Below are 25,656 nucleotides of genomic sequence, written 5' to 3' on the forward strand. Positions count from 1 at the left end.
AGTTCAAATTCCTACAGGCTTACAAATGTTATTATTGGACCTTTTAGCATTATTTAAATCATGGTCGATGTCATTTTCATTAACAGCATAATACAGAAAACATGTCTCCTCCCCTTTATAACACCAGCCACCCCCATTATCCCAAAACACTGCCATGATCGCGCCATGCCCTATGTACAAGCCATTTGGGAGTACTTCACCCTTGTTAAATCCCATTCCGAAATCAGGTTGCCGGTTTATTTCACCTTCAGCACATTAGATGTATGGAGTAAGTGGTATCCCCTAAATCCTACAGGAATTTCAATATCAGGTAGAGCAAAAAAGGTTTAAAAAATAAAAAGGACGGGTACTTAAAATTTTGAAGATAACAACGTAAGTTTAACAATTTATTAAAGCAAATGTCTGTATGATGAGCCGATAAGTTCTAAACTTATCTGTTTTTGAATAAATAAAAAAGAGCACTACTTATGAAGTAGGCTCTAGATGCACGAATTATAAATTTAAAGTTTAAAAGTAAGATTATTTTAAGAAGCACCTGCTCCAGCTTCCTCTAATTCAGTTTCAAGTTCTCCCAATCGATGATATTCTGTCAAGACAGCTTCTTGAATTTTCCCGCGTGTCGAGGAATTGATTGGATGAGCGATATCCCGGAATTCTCCATCTGGAGTTCGTTTACTTGGCATTGCTACAAATAAACCATTGTTTCCGTCGATCACACGAATATCATGAACCACAAATTCATTATCCAGTGTAATTGATGCGATAGCTCTCATACGACCATCCGTATTCACCCGGCGTAATCTTACGTCAGTTACTTCCATTTAAGCTCACCATCCCTTTTTGTTGTTGTTAAAACTTAAAGTACATATTCAACAAAAAAACGTGAACTCCTTCTATTATCTGTAATTTTTTTAGAAAATTCAGCCTAGTTTTCAAAAACACTAAAAATCGCCCTTATATTACAGGAAAATTACCCATTACGAATTACCTTTAAAAAAATAAAAAAACGCCCGTTTATTTAACGAGCGCTACCACTTCTATTTCCACTAGTGCATCTTTAGGAAGCCGAGCAACCTCTACACAAGAGCGAGCAGGTTTGTGACCAGAAAAATATTCTCCGTATATTTCATTAATCGAACCGAAATCGTCCATACTTTTAATGAATACTGTAGCCTTAATGACAGTTTCCAATGAAGCCCCAGCTTCTTTCAATACAGCTTGGAGATTCTTAAAGACCTGGTGTGTTTGTTCCTTGACATTCCCTGTTACCATCTCACCAGAAGCAGTAAGTGGGATCTGTCCTGAACTGAAAAATAACTTATCCACGATGACGCCTTGTGAATATGGTCCGATCGCTGCCGGTGCTTCATCCGTATGTATCGTTTTCATGAAATGATTCCCCCTATTCCTTTTTCGTAAAATAATTCCCACGGCTGACCTTAATTTTTTTGTCTCTTTCGACCACCTGCGTCAACTTGATTAAAGAAACATAGTCCTCGACAAGGCACTCCTCCGTATGTTCGGATTCGACCAGCACCGCAATTCCGGCAACTGTTGCCTTAAATTCATCCAATAGACTGACCATACCGTTAATGGTACCTCCAGCCTTCATGAAATCGTCTACAATCAATACATTCGAACCCTCAACCAAGCTTCTCTTAGAGAGTACCATAGTCTGAATCCTCTTTGAAGAGCCTGAAACATAATTGATGCTCACTGTAGAACCTTCCGTTACTTTATTATTCCTACTTACAATGACAACTGGAACATTCAAATAATTTGCCACGGCGTATGCTAATGATATCCCTTTGGTTGCCATTGTCATGATGACTGAGACATTTTTCTTGGCATACATTGAAGCGATTATCCTTCCAACCTTATTCACGGTTTGCGGATGTCCTAATATGTCTGTCATATATAGATAACCGCCAGGAAGTAGCCTTTCGGGACTAGCAATCGTATCGCATAATCCGTCAATGAAGGCATTGGCTTCTTCTTCCTTGATGGACACAATATATTTCACTCCACCAGCCGCACCTGGAACGGTTGTTAAAGATCCTATCCCGCGTTGTTCAAAGGTATCTTTGATGATTGTCAAATCTTCACTGATCGAGGACTTTGCCGAACTGTATCTTTCAGCAAAATAAGTCAGCGAAACAAGTTCCCCTGGATGTTCTAATAAATAATTGGTCATATCGACTAGCCTCTCGCTGCGACGAAATTTCATTGAGACACCCCCTTTGTGAATTCCGAATATTATATAGCAACTATACCACTAATGTACGTTTCTATTCAAGATTGTTTCGATCACCCAGTAATCGGACCGCATAAACTTGATCACAAAATCCGCGAAGTCCATTATAAATTCTTTGCATGCGCGAATCATGTTCCACCAATCCAAAAACGGTCGGACCACTTCCGCTCATCAAGACCGAATCTGCACCAAATGTCTTCATTTGATCTTTAATGTTCGCAACCTCTGGGTATAACTGCAATGTCACTTGTTCCAGAACATTGCCCAACCCCTCACATACATCGTGATAATTGTTATCCATAATAGCCGAAATCATTCCAGGTACATCCGGATGCTCCATTTTTGAAGTTTGGAGCCTTTTGTATATATCTGCTGTCGAAACGCCGATCGTCGGTTTGGCCAAGATTACCCAGCATTTTGGCGGTGCAGGAAGATGCGTGATTTTTTCCCCGCGCCCTCTTGCCAATGCCGTACCTCCATATACACAAAATGAAACATCAGAGCCAATTTCAGCTCCTATTTCCGCAAGTTCATCCATGGAAAGACCAAGCTTCCACAGTCTATTTAAGCCTCTCAAGGTAGCTGCGGCATCACTGCTTCCACCAGCAAGTCCTGCGGCTACAGGTATATTTTTCTCTATAGTTATAGAAACACCTTTATTGATCCCAAAACGTTCCTTTAGAATAAATGCGGCTTGATAAGCTAAATTCCGATGATCATCCGGAACAAATCGATTATGGGATAGAATTTGAATATGATTTCCCGTTATTTCCTTTAGTTCAATTCTATCAGCAAGGTCGACTGTCGTCATGATCATTTCCACCTCATGATACCCATCAGGCCGTTTGAAAAGCACATCCAAAGCCAAATTAATTTTAGCCGGGGCTTTTTCCATAAGCTTCAATATGTCCACCTACTTTAACGTTCTTAAAAGTTCTTGTCCTATTCTATCATATTTGTTTATATTCTAAAGGTTTTTTCATCGTAATTTCAATGTAATGAAGCTGACATTGGCCCTTAGAGGAGAATAGACACATGTAGGTACTTGGGAGAGCAGCCACTTCCTGCACCCCAAAAGACTTGCTACATATCCATATAGCATTCACCGATACATAAAAAAGCCAGACTCCTTAACTACAATGTAAGCAAAAATGAATAGAGCTATACATTGTATAAAGAGTCCGGCTTCTGTCAACATGACGGCATGGTACAATTAAGTGTTTTTTCTTACTCTTTGTTCACCAATTGACGTTGTGCTTTTTCGATAGCAAGTTTTACCATGTTCCCTGCGTCCCTAGCCCGGATTCCTCCCCAGCCTTCTTTCTGGACAACATCGTAAAATCCAAGTTCTTTAGCCAATTCCTCTTTAAGATCATTTGACATAATCCCTTTTTTCCTGCTCAAGCGAAGCAACCCCTTTCACATGCCGTCACATGCCTAGTGTTTGCATCATACGCTATTTCATTACATCCTTTTTAAGCCTTTACTGGAGCTCACAGGATATTCTATACAAAACAAAAAGCAGCAAACAAAGTTGTTCGCTGCCTCGTCTAAGTTAAATCTCTTGTTGTTTGTTTAAAAATGTTAGTTCTACGGTTTCCGTTAAAACATCCGCATAGCTGTAAGATACTCTTTCAAACGCATTTTCATCTTGGTCGAGCTCAATTACAAAAACAGCCGGATAAGTTTCCGCCAAAGTTCCAAATCGTTCTACAGTCTTTCTTCTTCCACCGTTTGCTTTTAAGAGCAATCTTTTACCTAGGTTTGAATCAAGTGCAGTTTTAATATCAGCTAGAGTTTTTGGCATTTTCGGTCCACCTCACTAAGTTAAGTATATCACAATTTACAAATATACGCAAACAAAATAATAAATTATATCAGCACTTAAAAATGTAGTCAATATATTTTTATCTGAAATTCGGCAAAATCGCGAACAATTTTATTATATCCTGGGAAATGAAAAATTATGTAAACGAACTATTTCATTATTTATTAAGCCGAATTTTCGTAATTAAATCATTAACTAGTGACATTACTCAACAAAAAACCAGTTTTTTTGTGAGGATATCCGAATTCTTACCCCACCAAAAGCAAGCTGCATTCTTTCAAAATGCAGCTCGTTCATTCTTCCTGAAATGGCTTGAAAGGCAACCCGGTCCGTAACACCCCTTTTGTCTCAATTCCTCCCAACCCCTTTTCTCCCGTTAATGTATTCCGAAGGACATCCCATACATGAATATGATCGGAAAAAGACGTAAAGCTTATCTTTCCGACGATATATACCGGATCAAGAGCATGTATATTAACACGGGAAGGAGAACTTGCAAAATTTGCCCCCGCTTGGATCAGCGATTCAAAATGCGATTGACAAGCCCCGGCAAATATAATCAGTTGGTCTAAATGAGAAACCTTCCTTCGCGCTTCTCTAACTGTCTGTACAAAATCCTTTGAATGACGGTAGGCATTTATATCGGACATCGGTCCTTTTGATTTTGAATAGGCATCATGACCGGTGACAACAAGAATGTCCGGCCGATAATGGTCCAACAAACCCCCGATTCTTTGGGGCATTTCCTTTTCATTGCAATAGATGCCATTGACCGGAATACTGAATTTCTGATAAAGCTCCATGCATTTCCTTAAGTAAGATGCATCCCCATCAACATGGAGGACCCTCCCTGGTATCTGAAAATATTCACCGCTATAACGATAGCCATTACTGGATTGATAGCCATTTTTTTGTTGTTGCAGCTCTAGATCTTGTGTTAATAAGCGGTAGGATTGTTCTTGAAGTACCTCATTCGACCTTTGTCGATCATTTCTTTCATTATCATTAATGATCATTAAATCTTGAAAAGGTGCATCTGCAATCAGTCGGATATCTTCTCCATAAAGAATAGCTTCACGTCTTCCATCAATATCACGGATATCGATTACTCGGAACAACACGTCGCATTTATAGGAAACCCGACCAACAATATCGTTTATTTGAATATTCATGGCCCCACCCCATGAGAAGACTTATTTTCAGCCCGCCCTAGTTTATTTTCATTCTTAAGTTATGCGAACCATTCTCGAATGGTGAAAGGTGGAATTGATTACATTTCCGGGTACATTCCATCATGATGCGCCAATTTCAAAATAAAAAAAGCCGGATGCTGGGAGTTACCCCATTCCGACTTGAGTTTCTTTATTTGAAATTCGGCAATAACGCATCACTTAGGCGGCCAAATTCTTTGATGCTCAGTGTTTCTCCTCGTCTGGAAGGATCCACTTCTGCGGCTTCGAGAGCAGCAAGTATGAGTTCTTTTTTCGATTTACCATCTGGCAGCTGACTGGTTAAGTTATTTAAAATCGTTTTCCGACGCTGCGCAAAGCTCGCCCGGGTCACAATGAAGAAGAAATCCTCATCCAGGACCTCGACGATTGGCTTCACGCGCCTAGTAAGGCGGATTACAGCCGAATCAACATTAGGCTGAGGCATGAATACCGTTTTGGGTACTATCATCACCGTTTCGGCTTCGGTATAATATTGAATGGCAATGGATAAAGAACCGTATTCCTTCGTCCCAGGTTTTGCAGCAATTCGATCAGCCACTTCCTTTTGCAGCATGCACACGATGCCTCTAATAGGCAGGTCCTCGGACAATAGCTTTAAAATGATGGGCGTCGTGACATAGTATGGCAGATTTGCAACAACCATCAAGTCCGAGAAGCCAGCAAATTCCTCCTCGATGACCTTCTTGACATCCGCCTTGAGAACATCCCCGTGAATGATGTTTACATTGTTATAGGGAGACAGTGTATCCGATAAGATGGGCAGTAGACGCTGATCAATCTCAAAGGCCGCAACCTTCTTGCTGCTTTTCGCTAGTTGTTCCGTCAATGCCCCGATTCCCGGCCCAATTTCGATGGCGCCGCTTTCCTCTGTCAAATTGGCATGTTCAACAATACGTTTCAAGATATTCGTATCGATTAAAAAGTTTTGGCCTAAGCTCTTTTTAAAGGAGAATCCGTATTTCTTTAATATTTCTTTCGTTCTGACAGGGGTTGCAATATCCTTATTCATTTTTTTCCTCCTGATTTATCTGTACCATCGCTTTCTCAAAAGCCTCAGTCGATATTTGGAACATTTTTAGTCTCTTATATAACTGTTTACCATTGGTAAACCCGATTTTTAAAATAGATCCAAGTTTTTCCCTTCGTTCCTTGGCACCGGATCCCCCGATTAAACCTGCATCTATTAAATCCTGCTGTGAAATCTCTTCTGAAGCCTCTTCATCCATTAATTGGGCATCCTTTAAAGCATTACGAATTGCCTCAGGAGAAGCATGTTCCACACCAATTCCTCTACCTGACTTAGGAAGGGCTTCCTTCTTCGTTAAAAAGGCATGTTTACATCCCTTTACTTGTTCTGAAATTATATTCCTGATTTTTTGACCTGGAAAATCAGGGTCTGTGAAAATGATGGCTCCACGTGTCTTTTGTGCAAGCCTCACCTGCTCAATACAGGACTCATTCACTGCTGATCCGTTGGTTTCTATTGTATCAGCATTAACAGCCCTTTTGATCGCTACCGTATCGTCTTTTCCTTCTACAACAATAATTTCTTTAATCTTTTTCATGGTTTCCTCCATACAGAAAAGCGCAAGCGCTTTGATTAGCTCTTGGATAAACGTAACCGGTTCCCCGTAAAATTTTCTGGATAGAGAATCCAGTCAGGATCATTTATGAAAGTTCACACGCATATATTGAAATCTTATGGAATAGTAAGACGTCTATCTTATTAAAACAGTTTTATATGGGGTTTTTCAACAAATGGAAAATAAAACGCAAAAAACAGGAGACGAATTCATCTCCTGCGAGAGAAACCTTATTAGTCCAGTACACGAATCTTTACTCTCTTTACACCCCAGCGATAGGCATCATTTTTTGAGGAAAAGAAGACGTCAATCCTATTTCCCTTTATTGCTCCGCCTTTGTCAGCAGCTACTGCATAGCCGTAGCCCTCTACATATACTTTTGACCCCATAGGAATTACGTTTGGATCGACAGCAATGATTTTCGCACCCGGATTACTCTTTAGATCTACACCTGTGGACGTGACACCGGAACAGCCCTTACAACTGGCAGTATAAGCCGTTGATGATACGTATATTTCTTTTCCACTCGAAGAACTAACGTTAGTTACTCCGCGTGATGCCTGGGCAACCGTCGTTCGAGTTCCGACCGTTACAACTTTATCCTGCTTTTTATTAACTACTTTTTCTGAAAGTAATTCTCTTTTGACCTCTTTGCCATTTTCTTTAATAACTTCATATTTCTTAGAAACGAGACCGTCTTTTCCTTCTTTGACAATTTTCTCTTTCCCTTTTGATAAAGAGTCATCTTTTTTTGTTATGACAGCAAAGTCAACTGGTTCTTCCACTACATCGGTGACTTTTTCAATTCGAACTACGTTTACCGTATTCTCAGCTTCAACTTTTTCGGTTAATTCTGGCTCAACTCGATCCAAATCATTGAGTTTTACTCCTTGTTGCTTTAAAAAGTCAGCGACAGTAGTCGAAGTTGACCATACCTGCTTTTCGTCTCCACCTACCACTAATTTCAGTGAAAAGGCTTTGTCTATGGCAACTTCCATATTCGCTTTCAGCTTCGTACTTTTTGAAGGGGTGATCTTATCCTGTTCCTTCACACTAAGATCTTGGTCTTTTAAAAGTTCGTCTACCGTATCGGCAGTGGACCAAACTTCCTTCCTCTTACTATCCTGTACCATGACGATTTTTTGTGCAGGCTTCCAAACCACCTCTAAATCATCATCAACCTTTGTGGCTCTTGATGGGTGGACATAGTCTGCGGCTTGAACGGTAATCTCTAAATCTTCCAACATATCATTTACAGTAGCCGCGTGTGTACGCACTACCTCTTTTTTTCCGTCTAGCATGATTGTTACTGTATCCTTTGTTCCTTGATATATTAGTATTCCCAATGCTGTAGAAACAAGAATAGCACTACAAATGGCAATTGCCATTCTCTTCTTCCCAAAAGGTTTGGGAATAAGGTTTTTCATAGTTTTTAATAGAATGAAAAACTCCTCCTTCCTCCCGGTGATTATATAGACTTAGTTATCAAGCTGTCAACCCATTCACTTCTCATTCAGGAAATTACTACCTATTATGCATATTCCATATTGAAAAGAAAAGGGCGACTTCTCGACATAATAAGCCTATAGTTGGAATGAGATTTGTAGAAACCTTAAAAAATGCGATTTTAGCTAGCGAATCCCGGGAGATATTGTAAAAAAAAATGTCAGTTAATGCCGAATAATTTCTTGGCATTTTCCGTTGTTGCCTGGGAAACTTCCTCTATTGTGAGTTGTTTGATTTCTGCAATTTGTTCAGCAACAAGCTTCACATACGAAGGTTCATTACGCTTCCCTCTATAAGGATGGGGAGCCAAGTATGGACAATCGGTCTCTATCAGTAAACGGTCTAAAGGTACGGCTGCTGCGACTTCCTTTGGTTTTTTTGCATTCTTGAAGGTCACAGGGCCACCCAATGAAATATAAAAATTCATATTGATGCATTCCAAAGCCGTTTCTGCACTTCCGCTAAAGCAATGCATGATGCCTCCAACCCTTGATGCCTCTTCTTCCTTTAGTATGTGCACGATATCCGCGGTCGCTTCCCGATTATGGATGATAATGGGCAGCCCCACCTTTTTTGCCAATCGGATTTGCTTCCTGAACACCTCCATTTGAACTTCTTTCGGTGACTTATCCCAATGATAATCCAGGCCCATCTCACCAATGGCCACGACCTTTGGATGATTTGATAATTCCTCGATCCATTGTAAGTCCTCTTCTGTCATATCTATAGCATCCACAGGATGCCATCCGACTGCGGCATACATGAAATCATAAGCTTCTATTAATTCCATTGCCCTTATAATAGTAGGCCGGTCAAAACCAACGACTACCATATTATTGACTCCTGCTTCCTTAGCTCTTTCTATTACGTCTTCGAGATCCTCGTTGAATTGTTCCGCATTAACATGTACGTGTGTGTCAAATAACATTATTTTTCTTCCTTTCTAGCACTATTTTATAAAAAAATGAAAGTTTTATGTTTCACATTTAGGTAACAAACAGATTACAAAGGAGCCTATATGCCCAACAAATAAATATAGAACCAAAAACTAAACCTGTATGAAATTACTTTTTCCAAAAGGATAAAGAAAAAAACATAAAAATGTTTCATATGAAACACCTTTATGTTTTCATCGGTTTATTTTACCTTTGAACCATTTGGAATCGATGAATCTATTGTAGCGACTGAGAGCACACCATCCTGGCTTCCCGCCAAAATCATTCCTTGAGAGAGCTCGCCACGAAGTTTAACAGGTTTCAAATTCGTTACGCATATCACTTTTTTGCCTACTAAATCTTCGGGTTTATAGTGCTGTGCAATGCCTGATACGACCTGCCGTTTCTCATAACCCAAATCAAGCTGAAGTTTAAGAAGCTTATCCGCCTTCTTTACAGGCTCAACTTCCATTACCTGAGCAACACGAAGCTCCACTTTTGTAAAGTCATCAATAGTGATTTCATCAACCTCGGGAATCGTCTCTTCCACTTTTTCCTCGGCCTTAGGGGCACCGCCCTGCATTTGTTCTTTAATATATAAAACTTCCTCTTCCATATCCAAACGAGGGAAGATCGGGTCTCCCTTCAAGACTTTTGTTTCAGCAGGAATTTGACCGAACTCCGCTAAACTGTCCCAAGATTTTAACACATCATCTTTGATGCTAAGCTGAGCAAAGATTTTTTCCGGTGTTTGCGTCAAGAACGGTTTCAAAAGGATTGCCGTCCTGCGTAATGATTCCGCCAAATGAACCATGACACTAGCAAGGTCTTTTATCCTTGATTCATCTTTAGCAAGAGTCCATGGCTGGGTCTCATCAATGAATTTGTTAGTTCTGCTCACGAGTTGCCAAATGGATGTTAGTGCAACTGAAAATTCCATATTTTCCATTGCTTCCTCATATTTTCCTACCGTATCTTGGTTCATTTCAAGCAAAGCCTTTTCGAATTCGCCATTGGATCCTTCGTATTTTGGAATCACACCATCAAAATACTTATTGACCATTGCAACTGTTCGATTTAATAAATTCCCTAAATCATTTGCCAGGTCAAAATTAATCCGTTCCACAAACCCTTCCGGTGTAAATACTCCATCGGAGCCAAATGGTACTTCACGCAATAAATAGTAGCGTAAAGAATCCAAACCGTAACGATCAATCAATGTAACGGGATCCACTACATTTCCTTTTGATTTGGACATTTTACCATCTTTCATGAGAAGCCATCCGTGGGCAAAGACTTTCTTTGGAAGCGGCACGTCAAGAGCCATTAACATGATCGGCCAATAGATTGTATGGAAACGAACGATTTCCTTTCCGACCAGGTGTACATCGGCTGGCCAATAATTCAAGTATTTAGAATCATTATCCGTTCCATACCCTAATGCCGTTATATAATTGGTCAAAGCATCTATCCAGACATAAATAACATGCTTTGGATCTCCCGGCACCTTGATGCCCCAATCGAAAGTAGTACGTGAAACGGCCAGATCTTCCAATCCAGGCTTGATGAAGTTATTGATCATTTCGTTTTTGCGGGATTCCGGCTGAATAAAATCCGGGTTTTCCTCATAAAACTTCAGTAACCGCTCCGCATATTTACTCATCCTAAAGAAATAAGATTCCTCTTTCACCTTTTCAACTGGCCTACCGCAATCAGGACAGTTTCCATTGCTTTCTTCCACCTGACGTTCCGTGAAGAAAGATTCGCAAGGTGTACAATATAACCCTTCATATTGGTCCAAGTATATATCACCCTGGTCCAATAGCCTTTTGAATATTTTGGCTACGACCTCTTTATGGCGATCTTCCGTCGTCCTGATGAAATCATCATATGAAATATCAAGCTTTTCCCAGAGCTCTTTAATCCCTGATACGATATTATCTACATATTGCTGTGGAGTGATTCCTTCCTCAGCCGCTTTACGCTGGATTTTTTGACCATGTTCATCAGTGCCTGTTAAATACATGACATCGAAGCCACGCATCCTTTTATAACGAGCCATGGCATCCCCTGCCACTGTCGTATACGCGTGCCCTATATGTAAATTACCACTCGGATAATATATGGGTGTCGTGATATAGAATGTTTTTAATTTATCTTGCACTTCGTTCCCTCCTCATCTTTTGAAAAACCGGCTATAGGACTGGCCCAAGCCATAAGAATATATTTAAGCTATTATCTCTATTTTAACGCTATATACAATTCTGTGCGACAATAATCACTAATCTAATCATCATGTTAATAGAATAAACGATTATAAGTAAATCTCATTTTAAAAATAAGGGTTCTGGACGTGAACTTCCCTTATGTCAGCATTACCTCTTACCTCAACAAAATATACCTAAATTTCTTTTTTTGTGCAACAACTCACATATTCACAAACTTTTCCGAAAAATTGTCCTTAATTCAGAACTTTTGTTTTGAAACTAAATTATATTTAATCATATAATAATGAAGTATGTTTTTATATGCACACTTTGTCGAAATGTGGTGAAGTGAGTAGTTCTTTGTTGCCTGCTATTTCTTTACTTTTAAAGACATAACCGATTTTTTCCCTTTAAAAGCCTTTTTGTTACACGAAATGAGCCATGTTATTTCTTACAAAAAAATGAAAATAAATCATTGACGAATTTGGGAATGGCTGGTATTATAAATTTATAAAAAAATTTGTCGAATATTGGCGAAAAAAATAGAAATAGGGTACTAGATTGTAACTGAGAGGAGAATTTTTTAAATGAAATCTACAGGTATTGTTCGTAAAGTTGATGAGTTAGGCCGGGTGGTTATTCCAATCGAACTTCGTCGTACATTGGGTATCGCTGAGAAAGACGCTCTTGAAATCTATGTTGATGATGAGCGCATCATCTTGAAAAAATACAAACCAAACATGACTTGCCAAGTTACAGGTGAAGTTTCCGATAACAACCTTACACTTGCTAATGGTAAATTGATTCTTAGTCGTGAAGGTGCAGAATTACTTATTCAAGAAATTCAACAAAACTTCACTGCTGCTAAATAAATGATATAAAAAAACTTCCGGTCTTCGGAAGTTTTTTTTTGCTTATTATTATTGTATATCAATGTGATACGCTTGATATACATCGCGTTTTTGCAAATTGCGATCTTTTGCGACCTGCTTGATTGCGTCCTTTGAAGTGAACTGCTTAGTTTCTATATAATGATTAACATGACCGACGAGGTCAAGGACCATCCACCAAGCTTCTTCAGGTTCATCCTCCGACCATTGCCCACCTTCTATTATTAAACAGAACTCACCGCGAATTTCGGATTCCATCGCCCACGTCAATGCTTCACTCACAGTCCCTCGAATGAACTCTTCAAATTTCTTGGTTAATTCTCGGCATAATACTATACGACGGTCACCTAAAATTTCATGCATATGTTTCAATGTTTCTTTCAATCGATGTGGGGATTCATAAACGATCCAAGTCGATTCCATTTTTTTTAATTTTTCCAGCTCCTGCTTTTTTTCTTTTGCTCCCCGTTGTAGAAAGCCATAAAAGTAAAAAGGCTGCGGAATCAGTCCAGATGCGATCAATGCAGTTAATGCAGCATTGGCCCCCGGTAACGGGATGACTTTAAACTGTTCGGCAATGGCAGCTTTGACCAGTTCATATCCCGGATCGGATATCGTCGGCAAGCCTGCATCACTTACCAATGCGATGACCTCTCCAGATCGAAGCCTCTCAAGCATCTGCTTCCCGCTATACTCCTTATTATGTTCATGGTAACTGACGATAGGTGTCGAAATTTCAAAGTAGTTGCATAATTTCTTCGTATTTCGCGTATCCTCAGCAGCAATGACATCCGCTTCCTTTAAGATTCTTAAAGCCCGGAAACTCATATCCTCAAGGTTACCTATCGGTGTAGGAACCAGATATAGAGCTGGCTCCAATCCTTCTTTTTCAAAACTCTTTTGCTGCCACATATCATGTATCCTCCTTTGCCATCCACTTTTGCTTTTGTTTTCTTGTTAATTGCTTGAATTTATATTCAGCCTGCATGGCCAATGTCTGTGTTTCGAATACTTCATGATAAATCAGTTCAACTGGGGTCCGGCCTCGTGTATACTTTGCACCCCTGCCTTGATTATGAGCATCAATCCTACGGGCCAAATTATTTGTATACCCAGCATAATAGCTGCCGTCCCTACATTTTAAAACATAAAAATAATGCTTATTCCTCTCCATATAAAATCCTTCTGATTTCCGGATTATACTCATTTTGATCATTATATACAACAAGCGGAGGAAGAATCTTCAAATCAGGGTTGCCGTCCTTTATCCCTTCTATAAGAATCGTATTCGCTTCTTTTGAACTCTTTGGATAAACGAATTGCAGTCGCTTCGGTTCAATTCTGTACATCCTCATGAAACGTAGGATATCCATCAGACGGCCCGGTCTATGAACGAATGCCGCTTTCCCACCTTGACGCAGCAATTGACTTGAAACACGCATGACGTCCTCAAGATTACACATTATTTCATGTCGGGCAATTGCAAAATGCTCATTTTTGTTAATCTCTTCGATAGATGGCGTCGGGAAATAGGGTGGATTGCAAGTAACCACATCATATTTGCTATACCCTATCTGTTTTGGAATTTCTTTTATATCCCCATGAATCATCTCGATCTGGGAGGATACGCCATTATAGTCCATGCTCCTCTGGGCCATGTCATATAGCCGTTCTTGAATCTCTACACCGGTAATTGTCCCCTTCGTTCTTGTACTCAGCAGCAAAGGTATGACCCCATTCCCTGAGCAAAGATCTACGATTTTACCTTTTTGGATCGGTACATTTACGAACCTTGATAATAAAACGGCATCTAATGAAAAAGAGAACACCGATGGGCTCTGAATGATTCTTAAATTCTCAGCCAATAGATAATCCAGGCGCTCATCTCCTTTAAGTTCTACCATTGCTGTTACCCTCCTAATCATGTATGGAAAAAGCATGTTTAGGGTCCATGCTTCGACATTACTATCGTACAAAAAGGGGTCTGACTCATAGTATGCGTCAGACCCCGAATCACTATATATTGTAAACGGTCTATCTATCACGTAAAAGAGATGGAACATCTTTTATATTATTCCATTATCACTTCTTGTTTAAAAAAGATAAACAGAACAGGCAATCCCCTTCTTTTCGTAAACTGCCAAAATGCAGATTGCAAATATGAAAGCCTTCTTGATAGATACGTGCTAAATTATCATAGCCTTCCCCGATATCCATAACCTTGTCCGCACTTGCAGTACGGTTTTTCACTTTTTGTTTGACCTTTACTGCAGCAGGCGCAGTTTCGACTTCGACAAGGCCCAACCGATGGCGCAAATGCTCGTTCTCCAGCTTGAGCGACTGATTTTCCTCAAGGATTTCAGCTAAGTTCTGCTTCAATTCTCCAAGCTGCTTATATAATTGGCCTATCTGGGTTTCCATATTGGTCACCGACTCAAAAATATCTTTCTTATCCACGCTCTCCCACCACCTTAATAATCTGTGGCTTGAATAGAAACGGCTCCCTCTTTCAGAATCTCATCTAGAGTATACTCTAATACTCTTTCTTGCTCGATTAGTTCAATCTGAAGTACGCGTTCTAGAATATTAAGCCCAACTACTTTGCCTTTGCCACCAGGCGTATTAATCATTTCACCTAAATCAGGAAGCATTTCCTTCGCACTTTCATACTCATCATTTTCATATTTCAGACAGCACATCAATCGACCGCATAAACCTGAGATTTTTGTAGGGTTTAATGATAAATTCTGATCCTTCGCCATTTTAATGGAAACCGGTTCAAAATCTCCAAGAAATGTGGAGCAGCATAGCATTCTCCCACACGGTCCGATGCCACCAAGCATCTTTGCCTCATCCCTTACCCCAATTTGGCGCAGTTCTATGCGAGTTCTGAATATGGCAGCTAAATCTTTGACTAAATCACGGAAATCCACGCGACCATCCGCTGTAAAATAAAACACGACTTTATTTCTATCGAAAGTATATGACACATCAACCAGCTTCATATCCAGCTTATGCTCCACAACCTTTTGACAACATATAGAGTAAGCCTCTTCTGCAGCCGCCTTGTTCTCGTCTACAATCAGCTTATCTTTTGCATCAGCAACCCGAAGTACTTTTTTCAATGGCAGGACAACATCGTTTTCATCTACTTGTTTACGGGCTGTAACGACTTTACCGAATTCAACACCGCGGACAGTCTCCACTATTACAAAATCGTCCTTAGGAATAGCGAATTCACCCGGATCAAAGTAGTATATTTTGCCCGCCTTTTTAAAACGGACACCTACAACATCATACAAATCATGATCCCTCCTGCAAATTCAGCACAAGCTGTTCCATCAACAGCTGTGGATTCGTGTTGGACATCAGCTTCCTTTTTGCTTCCAAAATGCAACCCATATGTTCAGCAAGGCGTCTTGGGGAAAGATGAAGAGCGTGAGTTTCAAATTCCTTCAGTTTATTTTGGAATACAACGAAGTCCTTTTTATCCAACTGAATGTATAATAAATCCTTATATATAAGAAGTAACAAATCAAGACCTCTGTCAACCTGTTCTCTTTCTTTAAAGTGTGTGAACCAATCCGTCTGAAGGTACAGCAATGCCTTCAAGGAATTAAGTTTTAACACTTCATATAATTTTACCACTATTTTTTGAGCTTGTACAAACCATTCATCATGGCTAAGCTCGATTCCAGCTTCCACATTCTGTGTTATGTGTGCGATAACCGAGGCCAGCTGTGGTTCTACATCCTGTTCTATCAGCTTCCGTTTCACATTCTCAGGAGATAATGGCTTGAACGAAATCACTTGGCACCTTGATAATATAGTTGGTAGAATCCTCTGAAGCTGTTCGGTCATCAATATTGCTACAGTATCAGCCGAAGGTTCTTCTAAAAATTTCAATAGACTGTTGGCTGCCCCCACCGACATTTTGTCCGCATCGGCAATCATATAAACCTTTCGATCTGCCTCCACGCTTTTTTTCGAAAATTCTTCCTGAAGCCCCTTAATTTGTTCTTTCTTTATTGAGAGACCGTCTCTTTCTATCAAATGGACATCAGGATGATTCCCACTGGAAATCCGTTTGCAATTCCGACAAAGTTCGCATGGCTCATAACCTGCTGTCGGGGCTTCACATAGTAAGCTTTTGGCAAAGGCATTGCTTATCTCTTGCTTACCTGTCCCTTTTTCCCCTTCAAATAAATACGCATGAGCCACCCTGTTCTTCGTTATGCTATTTTGCAGCATCGTCATTACCTGCGGCTGAATTTGACTCATGTCTTGCCATGTTTTATCCAAAACCATCAACTCACTTAAGTATATAAATTAATCAGAAGACCTTTAATCTCGCCAATCATTTCCAATATTTCAGCGAGCTTTTCTCTTTATTAAGAATTTCCTCGCTTAACTCAACTAATCTTGCATCTATCGTTTCCACGGTTTTCAACGGCCGGCTCTGTCCATATTCGTTCCAGCTCGTTGATTGCTTCAGTTCCAGTCCATATTCAACCGCTTCTTTAACAAACCGTTTCACCAATGCTTTATATTTTGCCAATTCCCTAAAAGTACGTGACCTTACTAAACGCTGACCTGCCCCTTCAATATCGCCTATCAAACGGTTTAATGTTTGGATTTGCATCTTTTGATCTTGTGTCTGGACCATTTGTTGAAATCTTCCACTTACTGTTTGAAATTGTTTGGAATCCTGACGCGATTTATCCAGCTTAATAGGGATCTCATGGTTGATTTTCATAATGAACCTCCCTGAAACTAACCGTTAAAATTGTAAAAAGTTTTCAACCGGCAGAACAAAAATGGTCGCACCGCCTACTTGAATCTCCACTGGGTAAGGTACATAGGACTCGGCATTCCCACCCATCGGTGAAACCGGTGATACTAATTGGGATCTTGACTGACAATTCTGTTTGATGATCTGGATGGCTTTATCAACACGTTCATCCTCTGTGCCAATCATAAAAGTCGTATTACCCGATTTTAAAAACCCGCCAGTGCTGGCTAGCTTGGTCGTTCCGAAATTATTTTCCACTAATTCATTCAGCAGGCGATGACTATCCTTGTCTTGAACGACAGCAATGATCATTTTCATTCTCATCATCCTCCGGTTACTCTGAATTTACTAACTCCATTATAGCAACTAGTCCTTGCCTGGAATAGTATTGGTTGAATAATATGGAAACCTATATATTTAGTTTCCTACTTTCGCTAAAAAATTCAACAAGCTGGCTTTCGTTTCCTCAAGGACTTCATCTATTGTCCGGCCTGCATCCACGATAATGAAACGGTCTTTCCATCTATTTATAATGAACTGATACCCCTCACAAACTTTTTTATGGAAGTCGAGGGCTTCAAGATCCAGCCGGTTCACTTCCCGTTCCCCATTGGACTGGATACGTCTCAATCCTTCTTCTGGGTCGATATCAAAAAAGATAGTGGCATCTGGCATCATATCTCCAATTGCGAATTTATTGATATTATAAACTTCTTCTATATCCAAACCCCTTGCATGACCCTGATAGGCTAACGAGCTATCTATAAATCGGTCACAGAGGACAATTCCCCCTCGTTCCAACTCAGGCATGACCACTTCCACTAAATGCTGACGCCTTGCTGCTGCGTATAATAAAGCCTCTGTTCTCGAGTCCATGGCTGTATTATCTTTATTAAGGATCACTTCCCTAATTTGCTCCGAAATGGGAACTCCCCCTGGCTCACGCGTTAATAGGACTTGATAGCCTTCTTGTTGCAGAGCCTTGCCAAGCATTTGGGTAATTGTTGTTTTCCCGGCACCCTCAGGCCCTTCCATTGTTATAAAAATACCACGTTTCATCGATGTACCTCCAAGGTTCTTTGTTTGTAGTATATCATTTTAACCCGTCTGCCCGCTTTCATAAACAATCAATTCTCCGTTTGAAAGGGAGGAACCGCCATGAAACCTTGATCCCAGTTCTAGCAGTCTCCTCAAATTTGATATATGCTCAGGAGTAATCATTTCCCCGGACATAATTAAAGGGATGCCAGGCGGATAAGGAATGACCATCTCGGCAGATACCTCACCCACTGCTTTCCGTAATAAGACAGGTTTTGATTTACTAAGCTTCATGTCGGAGTATGGCATTTCAAGACTTGTCATTGACCTTCCATCGGGCCAGAGGACCCCAAGATCTTCTTCCTTGTTTCCAGTTCTGTCTTCAGTGGCGCTTTTTATAGTTTGAACGATTTCATGAAAAGGAAATTCGGTATCCAATTTTAATAAGGGTAAAATCATTAATAAATTATCAGGATCAGCCAATTCCGTAAAAATCCCTTCGGCTTCACATAGCTGCTGTAACTCAAACCCGCTTAAACCATTTGTTGATTGAATGACTACTTTCAACGGGTCTGCCGAGCTGCCTAGTGGAGCCTCCAGCACCCTTACTGTTTGCAGGGCACCTAATTCCCCTCTGAAATCTGATATCCTTTCAATAAGGAATCTTTTATCTTCCGATGTAAAAGCGGCCAAGTAGGCTCTGGCCAAGTCGAGCGATCCCATAATTGGGTAAGATGGACTGCTCGACTGAAGCATTTGTAAATAGAATGATACTTGATCTACATCAACTAAGGAAGAATTCACATGTAGAAATGACCCCATCGTCATGGCCGGCAGTGTTTTATGCGCTGAATGGACAACGGCATCTGCCCCTGCCAAAATTGCCGTTTTAGGAAACGGACTTCCTAACTGAAAATGAGCGCCATGTGCTTCGTCCACCAGCACCGGGATCCCCTTTTGATGTGCGAGTTTTACCATTTCCGTCAAATCTTCACCAAGACCATAATAATTCGGATAGGTAACAACGATGGCTTTTACATCTGGATGTGCACTCAAGGCTTCCTCAATTAAATTTGTTCCTACACCGCCAGCAATGCCCCATTTCTCATAATAAGCTGGTTGTAAAAAAATCGGTTGTACATTCGCTAACATCAATCCATGTAAAATTGATTTATGGCAGTTTCTTTGAACAAGGACCTTATCACCTTCCCGGCAGGTAGCAAGAATCATGGCAATGTTGCCTACGGTTGACCCATTAACCAGAAAATAACTCCTCTTTACCCCATATAGATCAGCGAGTAGTTGCTCGGACTTTAAAATGGCACCCTCTGGAGCATGGAGGTCATCTAAACCGCTTATCTCCGTGGCATCAATACCAAGCAGGGGGTTGTATAAGGCTTGGCCCTTTTTATTAAACACCTGTCCATTTTTATGTCCTGGGACATGCAGTGATATTGGGCATTTTTTATGAAAAGCACTCATTGCATCGAACAATGGTGTCTGTGATTGATTCATTTTTCTCTTCCCTCATATCATAGTATTTTTTCATTTTATCAAATAAGTTCAATTTTATCTCATATTGCGTCGACAGAAAGGCAATTATGTATCTCCGAACAGTCTGTTTGAGGTAACATACAGAAACATGGAAGCATGCTGCCAAGCATTCTTCTAAAGTACCAAAAAAAGAGTCAGAGAATAAAGAAACACACCATTTCTTTTTTCTCTGACTCTTTAACTTTCCACAAACTATTTTTTCATGAAAATATTTCAGGATTAGTGATTTTTCTTAATTGCTTTAAGTAATATTGGTACTTGGGATCGTTCGTATCCGTCCTGATCATATCCCTTTCGCATTCCTCACAAATAAAAGTCGTATAAAGATGTATACCCATTCCTTTTATTTGTTCACAAACCGCGCACGTTTCCCCTGCCGTTGTTTTGGTTGTTGTTGTCCCCAACATCTCCACCTCCATACCTGCATTCTCCCCAAAAACCATTGTTCGCATACATTAATTTAAATAGTTTAAGAGAACCGGGATGCTTTTAACAATGTATGATGAAGAATTTCAATACGTGTATGTCTTTATAAAAGTTTCCATAATTGATAATCCCTTTATATCCAATGATTTTTCTTTGCATTAAGCAAAAAAAGACCAACCGGATGGCTGATCTTTTAAATGGCTTGGCGGCGTCCTACTCTCACAGGGGGAAACCCCCAACTACCATCGGCGCTGAAGAGCTTAACTGCCGTGTTCGGAATGGGAACGGGTGTGACCTCTTCGCTATCGCCACCAAACATATCAGGAACGTTGTTCCTTCAAAACTAGATAATAAGAAGGTATTTCATTTTTTAAAGCGTTGGTTAAGTCCTCGATCTATTAGTATCAGTCAGCTCCACATGTCGCCACGCTTCCACCTCTGACCTATCAACCTGATCATCTTTCAGGGATCTTACTAGCTTGCGCCATGGGAAATCTCATCTTGAGGGGGGCTTCATGCTTAGATGCTTTCAGCACTTATCCCGTCCGCACGTAGCTACCCAGCTATGCCTTTGGCAAGACAACTGGTACACCAGCGGTGCGTCCATCCCGGTCCTCTCGTACTAAGGACAGCTCCTCTCAAATTTCCTGCGCCCGCGACGGATAGGGACCGAACTGTCTCACGACGTTCTGAACCCAGCTCGCGTACCGCTTTAATGGGCGAACAGCCCAACCCTTGGGACCGACTACAGCCCCAGGATGCGATGAGCCGACATCGAGGTGCCAAACCTCCCCGTCGATGTGGACTCTTGGGGGAGATAAGCCTGTTATCCCCGGGGTAGCTTTTATCCGTTGAGCGATGGCCCTTCCATGCGGAACCACCGGATCACTAAGCCCGACTTTCGTCCCTGCTCGACTTGTAGGTCTCGCAGTCAAGCTCCCTTGTGCCTTTACACTCTACGAATGATTTCCAACCATTCTGAGGGAACCTTTGGGCGCCTCCGTTACTCTTTAGGAGGCGACCGCCCCAGTCAAACTGCCCACCTGACACTGTCTCCCACCCCGATAAGGGGCGCGGGTTAGAATTTCAATACAGCCAGGGTAGTATCCCACCAACGCCTCCACCGAAGCTAGCGCTCCGGCTTCTCAGGCTCCTACCTATCCTGTACAAGCTGTACCAAAATTCAATATCAGGCTGCAGTAAAGCTCCACGGGGTCTTTCCGTCCTGTCGCGGGTAACCTGCATCTTCACAGGTACTATAATTTCACCGAGTCTCTCGTTGAGACAGTGCCCAGATCGTTACACCTTTCGTGCGGGTCGGAACTTACCCGACAAGGAATTTCGCTACCTTAGGACCGTTATAGTTACGGCCGCCGTTTACTGGGGCTTCGGTTCAAAGCTTCGCTTGCGCTAACCTCTCCCCTTAACCTTCCAGCACCGGGCAGGTGTCAGCCCCTATACTTCGCCTTGCGGCTTCGCAGAGACCTGTGTTTTTGCTAAACAGTCGCCTGGGCCTATTCACTGCGGCTTTTCTGGGCTATTCACCCTAAAAAGCACCCCTTCTCCCGAAGTTACGGGGTCATTTTGCCGAGTTCCTTAACGAGAGTTCTCTCGCACACCTTAGGATTCTCTCCTCGCCTACCTGTGTCGGTTTGCGGTACGGGCACCTTACATCTCACTAGAGGCTTTTCTTGGCAGCGTGGAATCAGGAACTTCGGTACTATATTTCCCTCGCCATCACAGCTCCGCCTTAATGGAAACGGGATTTGCCTCGTTTCCGGCCTAACTGCTTGGACGCGCATATCCAACAGCGCGCTTACCCTATCCTTCTGCGTCCCCCCATCGTTCAAACGATGTATAGGTGGTACAGGAATATCAACCTGTTGTCCATCGCCTACGCCTTTCGGCCTCGGCTTAGGTCCCGACTAACCCTGAGCGGACGAGCCTTCCTCAGGAAACCTTAGGCATTCGGTGGAAGGGATTCTCACCCTTCTTTCGCTACTCATACCGGCATTCTCACTTCTAAGCGCTCCACCAGTCCTTCCGGTCTGACTTCAACGCCCTTAGAACGCTCTCCTACCATCGACACCATACGGTGTCAATCCACAGCTTCGGTGATACGTTTAGCCCCGGTACATTTTCGGCGCGGAGTCACTCGACCAGTGAGCTATTACGCACTCTTTAAATGGTGGCTGCTTCTGAGCCAACATCCTGGTTGTCTAAGCAACTCCACATCCTTTTCCACTTAACGTATACTTTGGGACCTTAGCTGGTGGTCTGGGCTGTTTCCCTTTCGACTACGGATCTTATCACTCGCAGTCTGACTCCCAAGAATAAGTATTTGGCATTCGGAGTTTGACTGAATTCGGTAACCCGTTGGGGGCCCCTAGTCCAATCAGTGCTCTACCTCCAATACTCTCATCTTGAGGCTAGCCCTAAAGCTATTTCGGAGAGAACCAGCTATCTCCAGGTTCGATTGGAATTTCTCCGCTACCCACACCTCATCCCCGCACTTTTCAACGTGCGTGGGTTCGGGCCTCCATTCAGTGTTACCTGAACTTCACCCTGGACATGGGTAGATCACCTGGTTTCGGGTCTACGACCTCATACTCATTCGCCCTATTCAGACTCGCTTTCGCTGCGGCTCCGTCTTATCAACTTAACCTCGCATGAAATCGTAACTCGCCGGTTCATTCTACAAAAGGCACGCCATTACCCATTAACGGGCTTTGACTACTTGTAGGCACACGGTTTCAGGATCTATTTCACTCCCCTTCCGGGGTGCTTTTCACCTTTCCCTCACGGTACTGGTTCACTATCGGTCACTAGGGAGTATTTAGCCTTGGGAGATGGTCCTCCCTGCTTCCGACGGGATTTCTCGTGTCCCGCCGTACTCAGGATCCACTCAGGAGGGAACGAAGTTTCAACTACAGGGTTTTTACCTTCTTTGACGGACCTTTCCAGATCACTTCATTTACCCCGTTCCTTTGTAACTCCATGTTGAGTGTCCTACAACCCCAAGAGGCAAGCCTCTTGGTTTGGGCTAATTCCGTTTCGCTCGCCGCTACTCAGGAAATCGCATTTGCTTTCTCTTCCTCCGGGTACTTAGATGTTTCAGTTCCCCGGGTCTGCCTTCAGTACCCTATGTATTCAGGTAAAGATACTGTTCCATTACGAACAGTGGGTTTCCCCATTCGGAAATCTCCGGATCAAAGCTTACTTACAGCTCCCCGAAGCATATCGGTGTTAGTCCCGTCCTTCATCGGCTCCTAGTGCCAAGGCATCCACCGTGCGCCCTTTCTAACTTAACCGTTAAAAAAGATCTTACAGATGCTTTGAAAAAAATTAATTGCCTTCTATCTATTATCTAGTTTTCAAGGAACAAGCTGTCCCAATCACAACGTGATTGTTTCATTGGTGGAGCCTAGCGGGATCGAACCGCTGACCTCCTGCGTGCAAGGCAGGCGCTCTCCCAGCTGAGCTAAGGCCCCGTTTTGGGAAATGGAATGGTGGGCCTAAATGGACTCGAACCATCGACCTCACGCTTATCAGGCGTGCGCTCTAACCAGCTGAGCTATAGGCCCATTCACATAAATAATAAGCTTCTGCTTCCCAAGCTTATCGCGGGATTGCTATTTAATTGAATGAATCACTCATTCAAAACTGAACAAAACAAAAGCGCTCTCGTAATTATCCTTAGAAAGGAGGTGATCCAGCCGCACCTTCCGATACGGCTACCTTGTTACGACTTCACCCCAATCATCTGTCCCACCTTAGGCGGCTGGCTCCATAAAGGTTACCTCACCGACTTCGGGTGTTACAAACTCTCGTGGTGTGACGGGCGGTGTGTACAAGGCCCGGGAACGTATTCACCGCGGCATGCTGATCCGCGATTACTAGCGATTCCGGCTTCATGTAGGCGAGTTGCAGCCTACAATCCGAACTGAGAATGGCTTTATGGGATTCGCTTACCTTCGCAGGTTTGCAGCCCTTTGTACCATCCATTGTAGCACGTGTGTAGCCCAGGTCATAAGGGGCATGATGATTTGACGTCATCCCCACCTTCCTCCGGTTTGTCACCGGCAGTCACCTTAGAGTGCCCAACTGAATGCTGGCAACTAAGATCAAGGGTTGCGCTCGTTGCGGGACTTAACCCAACATCTCACGACACGAGCTGACGACAACCATGCACCACCTGTCACTCTGTCCCCCGAAGGGGAAAGCCCTATCTCTAGGGTTGTCAGAGGATGTCAAGACCTGGTAAGGTTCTTCGCGTTGCTTCGAATTAAACCACATGCTCCACCGCTTGTGCGGGCCCCCGTCAATTCCTTTGAGTTTCAGCCTTGCGGCCGTACTCCCCAGGCGGAGTGCTTAATGCGTTAGCTGCAGCACTAAAGGGCGGAAACCCTCTAACACTTAGCACTCATCGTTTACGGCGTGGACTACCAGGGTATCTAATCCTGTTTGCTCCCCACGCTTTCGCGCCTCAGTGTCAGTTACAGACCAGAAAGTCGCCTTCGCCACTGGTGTTCCTCCAAATCTCTACGCATTTCACCGCTACACTTGGAATTCCACTTTCCTCTTCTGCACTCAAGTTCCCCAGTTTCCAATGACCCTCCACGGTTGAGCCGTGGGCTTTCACATCAGACTTAAGGAACCACCTGCGCGCGCTTTACGCCCAATAATTCCGGACAACGCTTGCCACCTACGTATTACCGCGGCTGCTGGCACGTAGTTAGCCGTGGCTTTCTGGTTAGGTACCGTCAAGGTACCAGCAGTTACTCTGGTACTTGTTCTTCCCTAACAACAGAACTTTACGACCCGAAGGCCTTCTTCGTTCACGCGGCGTTGCTCCGTCAGACTTTCGTCCATTGCGGAAGATTCCCTACTGCTGCCTCCCGTAGGAGTCTGGGCCGTGTCTCAGTCCCAGTGTGGCCGATCACCCTCTCAGGTCGGCTACGCATCGTCGCCTTGGTGAGCCATTACCTCACCAACTAGCTAATGCGCCGCGGGCCCATCTATAAGTGACAGCGTAAACCGTCTTTCCATCTTCTCTCATGCGAGAAAAGAACGTATCCGGTATTAGCTCCGGTTTCCCGAAGTTATCCCAGTCTTATAGGCAGGTTGCCCACGTGTTACTCACCCGTCCGCCGCTAATCTCAGGGAGCAAGCTCCCATCGATTCGCTCGACTTGCATGTATTAGGCACGCCGCCAGCGTTCGTCCTGAGCCAGGATCAAACTCTCCGAAGAAATGTTTGACTTGCTCATTTTGCTTTTTTAATAGTGTGTGCTCACTTAAAATTTAACGTTGGCGCTTTGTTTTGTTCAGTTTTCAAAGAGCGATTTATTGTCGTTACTTCGTAAGCGACTTTATTATCTTATCACTTACTCAATCTAATGTCAACAATTA

At 42.5% G+C, this 25,656-nt stretch carries 24 protein-coding genes, 2 tRNA genes and 3 rRNA genes; 1 reads left to right on the top strand and 28 read right to left on the bottom strand.

Features of this window, described 5'->3' with window-relative positions:
* Window positions 1–524 precede the first annotated feature (524 nt).
* From spoVG to metG, 12 genes are all read right to left on the bottom strand, one after another.
* Window positions 525–821, bottom strand: coding sequence for a septation regulator SpoVG (gene spoVG, locus BS1321_RS11985; protein ID WP_034316332.1), 297 nt, complete (start codon window positions 819–821; stop codon window positions 525–527).
* Between the two features lie 193 nt (window positions 822–1,014).
* Window positions 1,015–1,389 (bottom strand): RidA family protein, encoded by a 375-nt coding sequence (locus BS1321_RS11990; RefSeq protein ID WP_063235909.1) that lies wholly within the window; start codon window positions 1,387–1,389, stop codon window positions 1,015–1,017.
* Window positions 1,390–1,402: 13 nt separating this feature from the next.
* Window positions 1,403–2,227, bottom strand: coding sequence for a pur operon repressor (gene purR, locus BS1321_RS11995; RefSeq protein ID WP_063235908.1), 825 nt, complete (start codon window positions 2,225–2,227; stop codon window positions 1,403–1,405).
* Window positions 2,228–2,288: 61 nt separating this feature from the next.
* Window positions 2,289–3,158, bottom strand: a complete 870-nt coding sequence (gene ispE / locus BS1321_RS12000; protein WP_063235907.1) for a 4-(cytidine 5'-diphospho)-2-C-methyl-D-erythritol kinase — start codon at window positions 3,156–3,158, stop codon at window positions 2,289–2,291.
* 323 nt (window positions 3,159–3,481) lie between these two features.
* The gene (locus tag BS1321_RS12005) at window positions 3,482–3,658 is read right to left on the bottom strand and encodes a small, acid-soluble spore protein, alpha/beta type (RefSeq protein WP_034316340.1); all 177 of its coding nucleotides are present in this window, start codon (window positions 3,656–3,658) and stop codon (window positions 3,482–3,484) included.
* 151 nt (window positions 3,659–3,809) lie between these two features.
* Window positions 3,810–4,061: a biofilm formation stimulator Veg gene (gene veg, locus BS1321_RS12010; RefSeq protein ID WP_061440325.1), complete on the bottom strand. Its 252-nt coding sequence runs from the start codon at window positions 4,059–4,061 to the stop codon at window positions 3,810–3,812.
* Window positions 4,062–4,375: 314 nt separating this feature from the next.
* Window positions 4,376–5,254, bottom strand: coding sequence for a sporulation peptidase YabG (gene yabG / locus BS1321_RS12015; RefSeq protein WP_063235906.1), 879 nt, complete (start codon window positions 5,252–5,254; stop codon window positions 4,376–4,378).
* Between the two features lie 190 nt (window positions 5,255–5,444).
* Complete coding sequence (gene rsmA, locus BS1321_RS12020; protein ID WP_063235905.1) at window positions 5,445–6,323, bottom strand: 16S rRNA (adenine(1518)-N(6)/adenine(1519)-N(6))-dimethyltransferase RsmA; 879 nt, start codon at window positions 6,321–6,323, stop codon at window positions 5,445–5,447.
* On the bottom strand, window positions 6,316–6,879 hold the full coding sequence (rnmV, locus tag BS1321_RS12025; RefSeq protein WP_063235904.1) for a ribonuclease M5: 564 nt from the start codon (window positions 6,877–6,879) through the stop codon (window positions 6,316–6,318). Before rnmV ends, rsmA begins: the two co-directional genes overlap by 8 nt.
* 251 nt (window positions 6,880–7,130) lie before the next feature.
* Window positions 7,131–8,285: a resuscitation-promoting factor gene (locus BS1321_RS12030; RefSeq protein ID WP_232522785.1), complete on the bottom strand. Its 1,155-nt coding sequence runs from the start codon at window positions 8,283–8,285 to the stop codon at window positions 7,131–7,133.
* Between the two features lie 278 nt (window positions 8,286–8,563).
* A complete protein-coding gene (locus BS1321_RS12035) occupies window positions 8,564–9,331 on the bottom strand; it encodes a TatD family hydrolase (protein ID WP_063235902.1) in 768 nt (255 codons plus the stop codon).
* 209 nt (window positions 9,332–9,540) lie between these two features.
* Window positions 9,541–11,502: a methionine--tRNA ligase gene (metG, locus tag BS1321_RS12040; RefSeq protein WP_063235901.1), complete on the bottom strand. Its 1,962-nt coding sequence runs from the start codon at window positions 11,500–11,502 to the stop codon at window positions 9,541–9,543.
* Window positions 11,503–12,132: 630 nt separating this feature from the next.
* Between metG and BS1321_RS12045 the strand changes: the two genes are divergently transcribed.
* Window positions 12,133–12,417: a transition state genes transcriptional regulator AbrB gene (locus tag BS1321_RS12045; protein WP_063235900.1), complete on the top strand. Its 285-nt coding sequence runs from the start codon at window positions 12,133–12,135 to the stop codon at window positions 12,415–12,417.
* Between the two features lie 48 nt (window positions 12,418–12,465).
* Here BS1321_RS12045 and rsmI read toward each other — a convergent pair whose 3' ends face one another.
* From rsmI to BS1321_RS12125, 16 genes are all read right to left on the bottom strand, one after another.
* Window positions 12,466–13,347, bottom strand: a complete 882-nt coding sequence (gene rsmI / locus BS1321_RS12050; RefSeq protein WP_063235899.1) for a 16S rRNA (cytidine(1402)-2'-O)-methyltransferase — start codon at window positions 13,345–13,347, stop codon at window positions 12,466–12,468.
* A gap of 1 nt (window position 13,348) precedes the next feature.
* The gene (locus BS1321_RS12055) at window positions 13,349–13,609 is read right to left on the bottom strand and encodes a GIY-YIG nuclease family protein (RefSeq protein WP_063235898.1); all 261 of its coding nucleotides are present in this window, start codon (window positions 13,607–13,609) and stop codon (window positions 13,349–13,351) included.
* Complete coding sequence (locus BS1321_RS12060) at window positions 13,596–14,339, bottom strand: tRNA1(Val) (adenine(37)-N6)-methyltransferase (protein WP_063235897.1); 744 nt, start codon at window positions 14,337–14,339, stop codon at window positions 13,596–13,598. Before BS1321_RS12060 ends, BS1321_RS12055 begins: the two co-directional genes overlap by 14 nt.
* A 178-nt stretch (window positions 14,340–14,517) precedes the next feature.
* The gene (yabA, locus tag BS1321_RS12065) at window positions 14,518–14,856 is read right to left on the bottom strand and encodes a DNA replication initiation control protein YabA (protein ID WP_269467095.1); all 339 of its coding nucleotides are present in this window, start codon (window positions 14,854–14,856) and stop codon (window positions 14,518–14,520) included.
* Between the two features lie 50 nt (window positions 14,857–14,906).
* On the bottom strand, window positions 14,907–15,737 hold the full coding sequence (locus BS1321_RS12070) for a PSP1 domain-containing protein (protein WP_061440314.1): 831 nt from the start codon (window positions 15,735–15,737) through the stop codon (window positions 14,907–14,909).
* Between the two features lies 1 nt (window position 15,738).
* On the bottom strand, window positions 15,739–16,743 hold the full coding sequence (gene holB, locus BS1321_RS12075; RefSeq protein WP_144480998.1) for a DNA polymerase III subunit delta': 1,005 nt from the start codon (window positions 16,741–16,743) through the stop codon (window positions 15,739–15,741).
* Between the two features lie 49 nt (window positions 16,744–16,792).
* A complete protein-coding gene (locus BS1321_RS12080) occupies window positions 16,793–17,191 on the bottom strand; it encodes a YaaR family protein (RefSeq protein WP_326152336.1) in 399 nt (132 codons plus the stop codon).
* 24 nt (window positions 17,192–17,215) lie between these two features.
* Window positions 17,216–17,545, bottom strand: a complete 330-nt coding sequence (locus BS1321_RS12085) for a cyclic-di-AMP receptor (protein WP_063235895.1) — start codon at window positions 17,543–17,545, stop codon at window positions 17,216–17,218.
* A gap of 99 nt (window positions 17,546–17,644) precedes the next feature.
* Window positions 17,645–18,286: a dTMP kinase gene (tmk, locus tag BS1321_RS12090; RefSeq protein WP_063235894.1), complete on the bottom strand. Its 642-nt coding sequence runs from the start codon at window positions 18,284–18,286 to the stop codon at window positions 17,645–17,647.
* Between the two features lie 39 nt (window positions 18,287–18,325).
* The gene (locus tag BS1321_RS12095) at window positions 18,326–19,780 is read right to left on the bottom strand and encodes an aminotransferase class I/II-fold pyridoxal phosphate-dependent enzyme (RefSeq protein ID WP_063235893.1); all 1,455 of its coding nucleotides are present in this window, start codon (window positions 19,778–19,780) and stop codon (window positions 18,326–18,328) included.
* 239 nt (window positions 19,781–20,019) lie between these two features.
* Window positions 20,020–20,238: a sigma factor G inhibitor Gin gene (locus BS1321_RS12100; RefSeq protein ID WP_081113081.1), complete on the bottom strand. Its 219-nt coding sequence runs from the start codon at window positions 20,236–20,238 to the stop codon at window positions 20,020–20,022.
* A gap of 207 nt (window positions 20,239–20,445) precedes the next feature.
* Window positions 20,446–20,561, bottom strand: a 5S ribosomal RNA gene (gene rrf, locus BS1321_RS12105).
* Between the two features lie 62 nt (window positions 20,562–20,623).
* Window positions 20,624–23,556, bottom strand: a 23S ribosomal RNA gene (locus BS1321_RS12110).
* A 104-nt stretch (window positions 23,557–23,660) separates the two neighbouring features.
* Window positions 23,661–23,736, bottom strand: a tRNA-Ala gene (locus tag BS1321_RS12115).
* Window positions 23,737–23,752: 16 nt separating this feature from the next.
* A tRNA-Ile gene (locus BS1321_RS12120) sits at window positions 23,753–23,829 on the bottom strand.
* Window positions 23,830–23,945: 116 nt separating this feature from the next.
* Window positions 23,946–25,496 (bottom strand): 16S ribosomal RNA (locus BS1321_RS12125).
* Together the 16S, 23S and 5S rRNA genes with 2 tRNA genes alongside form the textbook arrangement of a ribosomal RNA operon.
* Window positions 25,497–25,656 lie beyond the last annotated feature (160 nt).

Source organism: Peribacillus simplex NBRC 15720 = DSM 1321 (assembly GCF_002243645.1).
GTDB lineage: Bacteria > Bacillota > Bacilli > Bacillales > DSM-1321 > Peribacillus > Peribacillus simplex.

Bases quoted from the DNA above. Each gene is read 5' to 3' on its own strand.
- spoVG (WP_034316332.1), bottom strand. From the start codon at position 821: ATGGAAGTAACTGACGTAAGATTACGCCGGGTGAATACGGATGGTCGT.
- BS1321_RS11990 (WP_063235909.1), bottom strand. From the start codon at position 1,389: ATGAAAACGATACATACGGATGAAGCACCGGCAGCGATCGGACCATAT.
- purR (WP_063235908.1), bottom strand. From the start codon at position 2,227: ATGAAATTTCGTCGCAGCGAGAGGCTAGTCGATATGACCAATTATTTA.
- veg (WP_061440325.1), bottom strand. From the start codon at position 4,061: ATGCCAAAAACTCTAGCTGATATTAAAACTGCACTTGATTCAAACCTA.
- yabG (WP_063235906.1), bottom strand. From the start codon at position 5,254: ATGAATATTCAAATAAACGATATTGTTGGTCGGGTTTCCTATAAATGC.
- rsmA (WP_063235905.1), bottom strand. From the start codon at position 6,323: ATGAATAAGGATATTGCAACCCCTGTCAGAACGAAAGAAATATTAAAG.
- rnmV (WP_063235904.1), bottom strand. From the start codon at position 6,879: ATGAAAAAGATTAAAGAAATTATTGTTGTAGAAGGAAAAGACGATACG.
- BS1321_RS12030 (WP_232522785.1), bottom strand. From the start codon at position 8,285: ATGGCAATTGCCATTTGTAGTGCTATTCTTGTTTCTACAGCATTGGGA.
- BS1321_RS12035 (WP_063235902.1), bottom strand. From the start codon at position 9,331: ATGTTATTTGACACACACGTACATGTTAATGCGGAACAATTCAACGAG.
- BS1321_RS12045 (WP_063235900.1), top strand. From the start codon at position 12,133: ATGAAATCTACAGGTATTGTTCGTAAAGTTGATGAGTTAGGCCGGGTG.
- rsmI (WP_063235899.1), bottom strand. From the start codon at position 13,347: ATGTGGCAGCAAAAGAGTTTTGAAAAAGAAGGATTGGAGCCAGCTCTA.
- BS1321_RS12055 (WP_063235898.1), bottom strand. From the start codon at position 13,609: ATGGAGAGGAATAAGCATTATTTTTATGTTTTAAAATGTAGGGACGGC.
- BS1321_RS12060 (WP_063235897.1), bottom strand. From the start codon at position 14,339: ATGGTAGAACTTAAAGGAGATGAGCGCCTGGATTATCTATTGGCTGAG.
- yabA (WP_269467095.1), bottom strand. From the start codon at position 14,856: ATGGAAACCCAGATAGGCCAATTATATAAGCAGCTTGGAGAATTGAAG.
- holB (WP_144480998.1), bottom strand. From the start codon at position 16,743: ATGGTTTTGGATAAAACATGGCAAGACATGAGTCAAATTCAGCCGCAG.
- BS1321_RS12080 (WP_326152336.1), bottom strand. From the start codon at position 17,191: ATGAAAATCAACCATGAGATCCCTATTAAGCTGGATAAATCGCGTCAG.
- BS1321_RS12085 (WP_063235895.1), bottom strand. From the start codon at position 17,545: ATGAAAATGATCATTGCTGTCGTTCAAGACAAGGATAGTCATCGCCTG.
- tmk (WP_063235894.1), bottom strand. From the start codon at position 18,286: ATGAAACGTGGTATTTTTATAACAATGGAAGGGCCTGAGGGTGCCGGG.
- BS1321_RS12095 (WP_063235893.1), bottom strand. From the start codon at position 19,780: ATGAATCAATCACAGACACCATTGTTCGATGCAATGAGTGCTTTTCAT.
- BS1321_RS12100 (WP_081113081.1), bottom strand. From the start codon at position 20,238: ATGGAGGTGGAGATGTTGGGGACAACAACAACCAAAACAACGGCAGGG.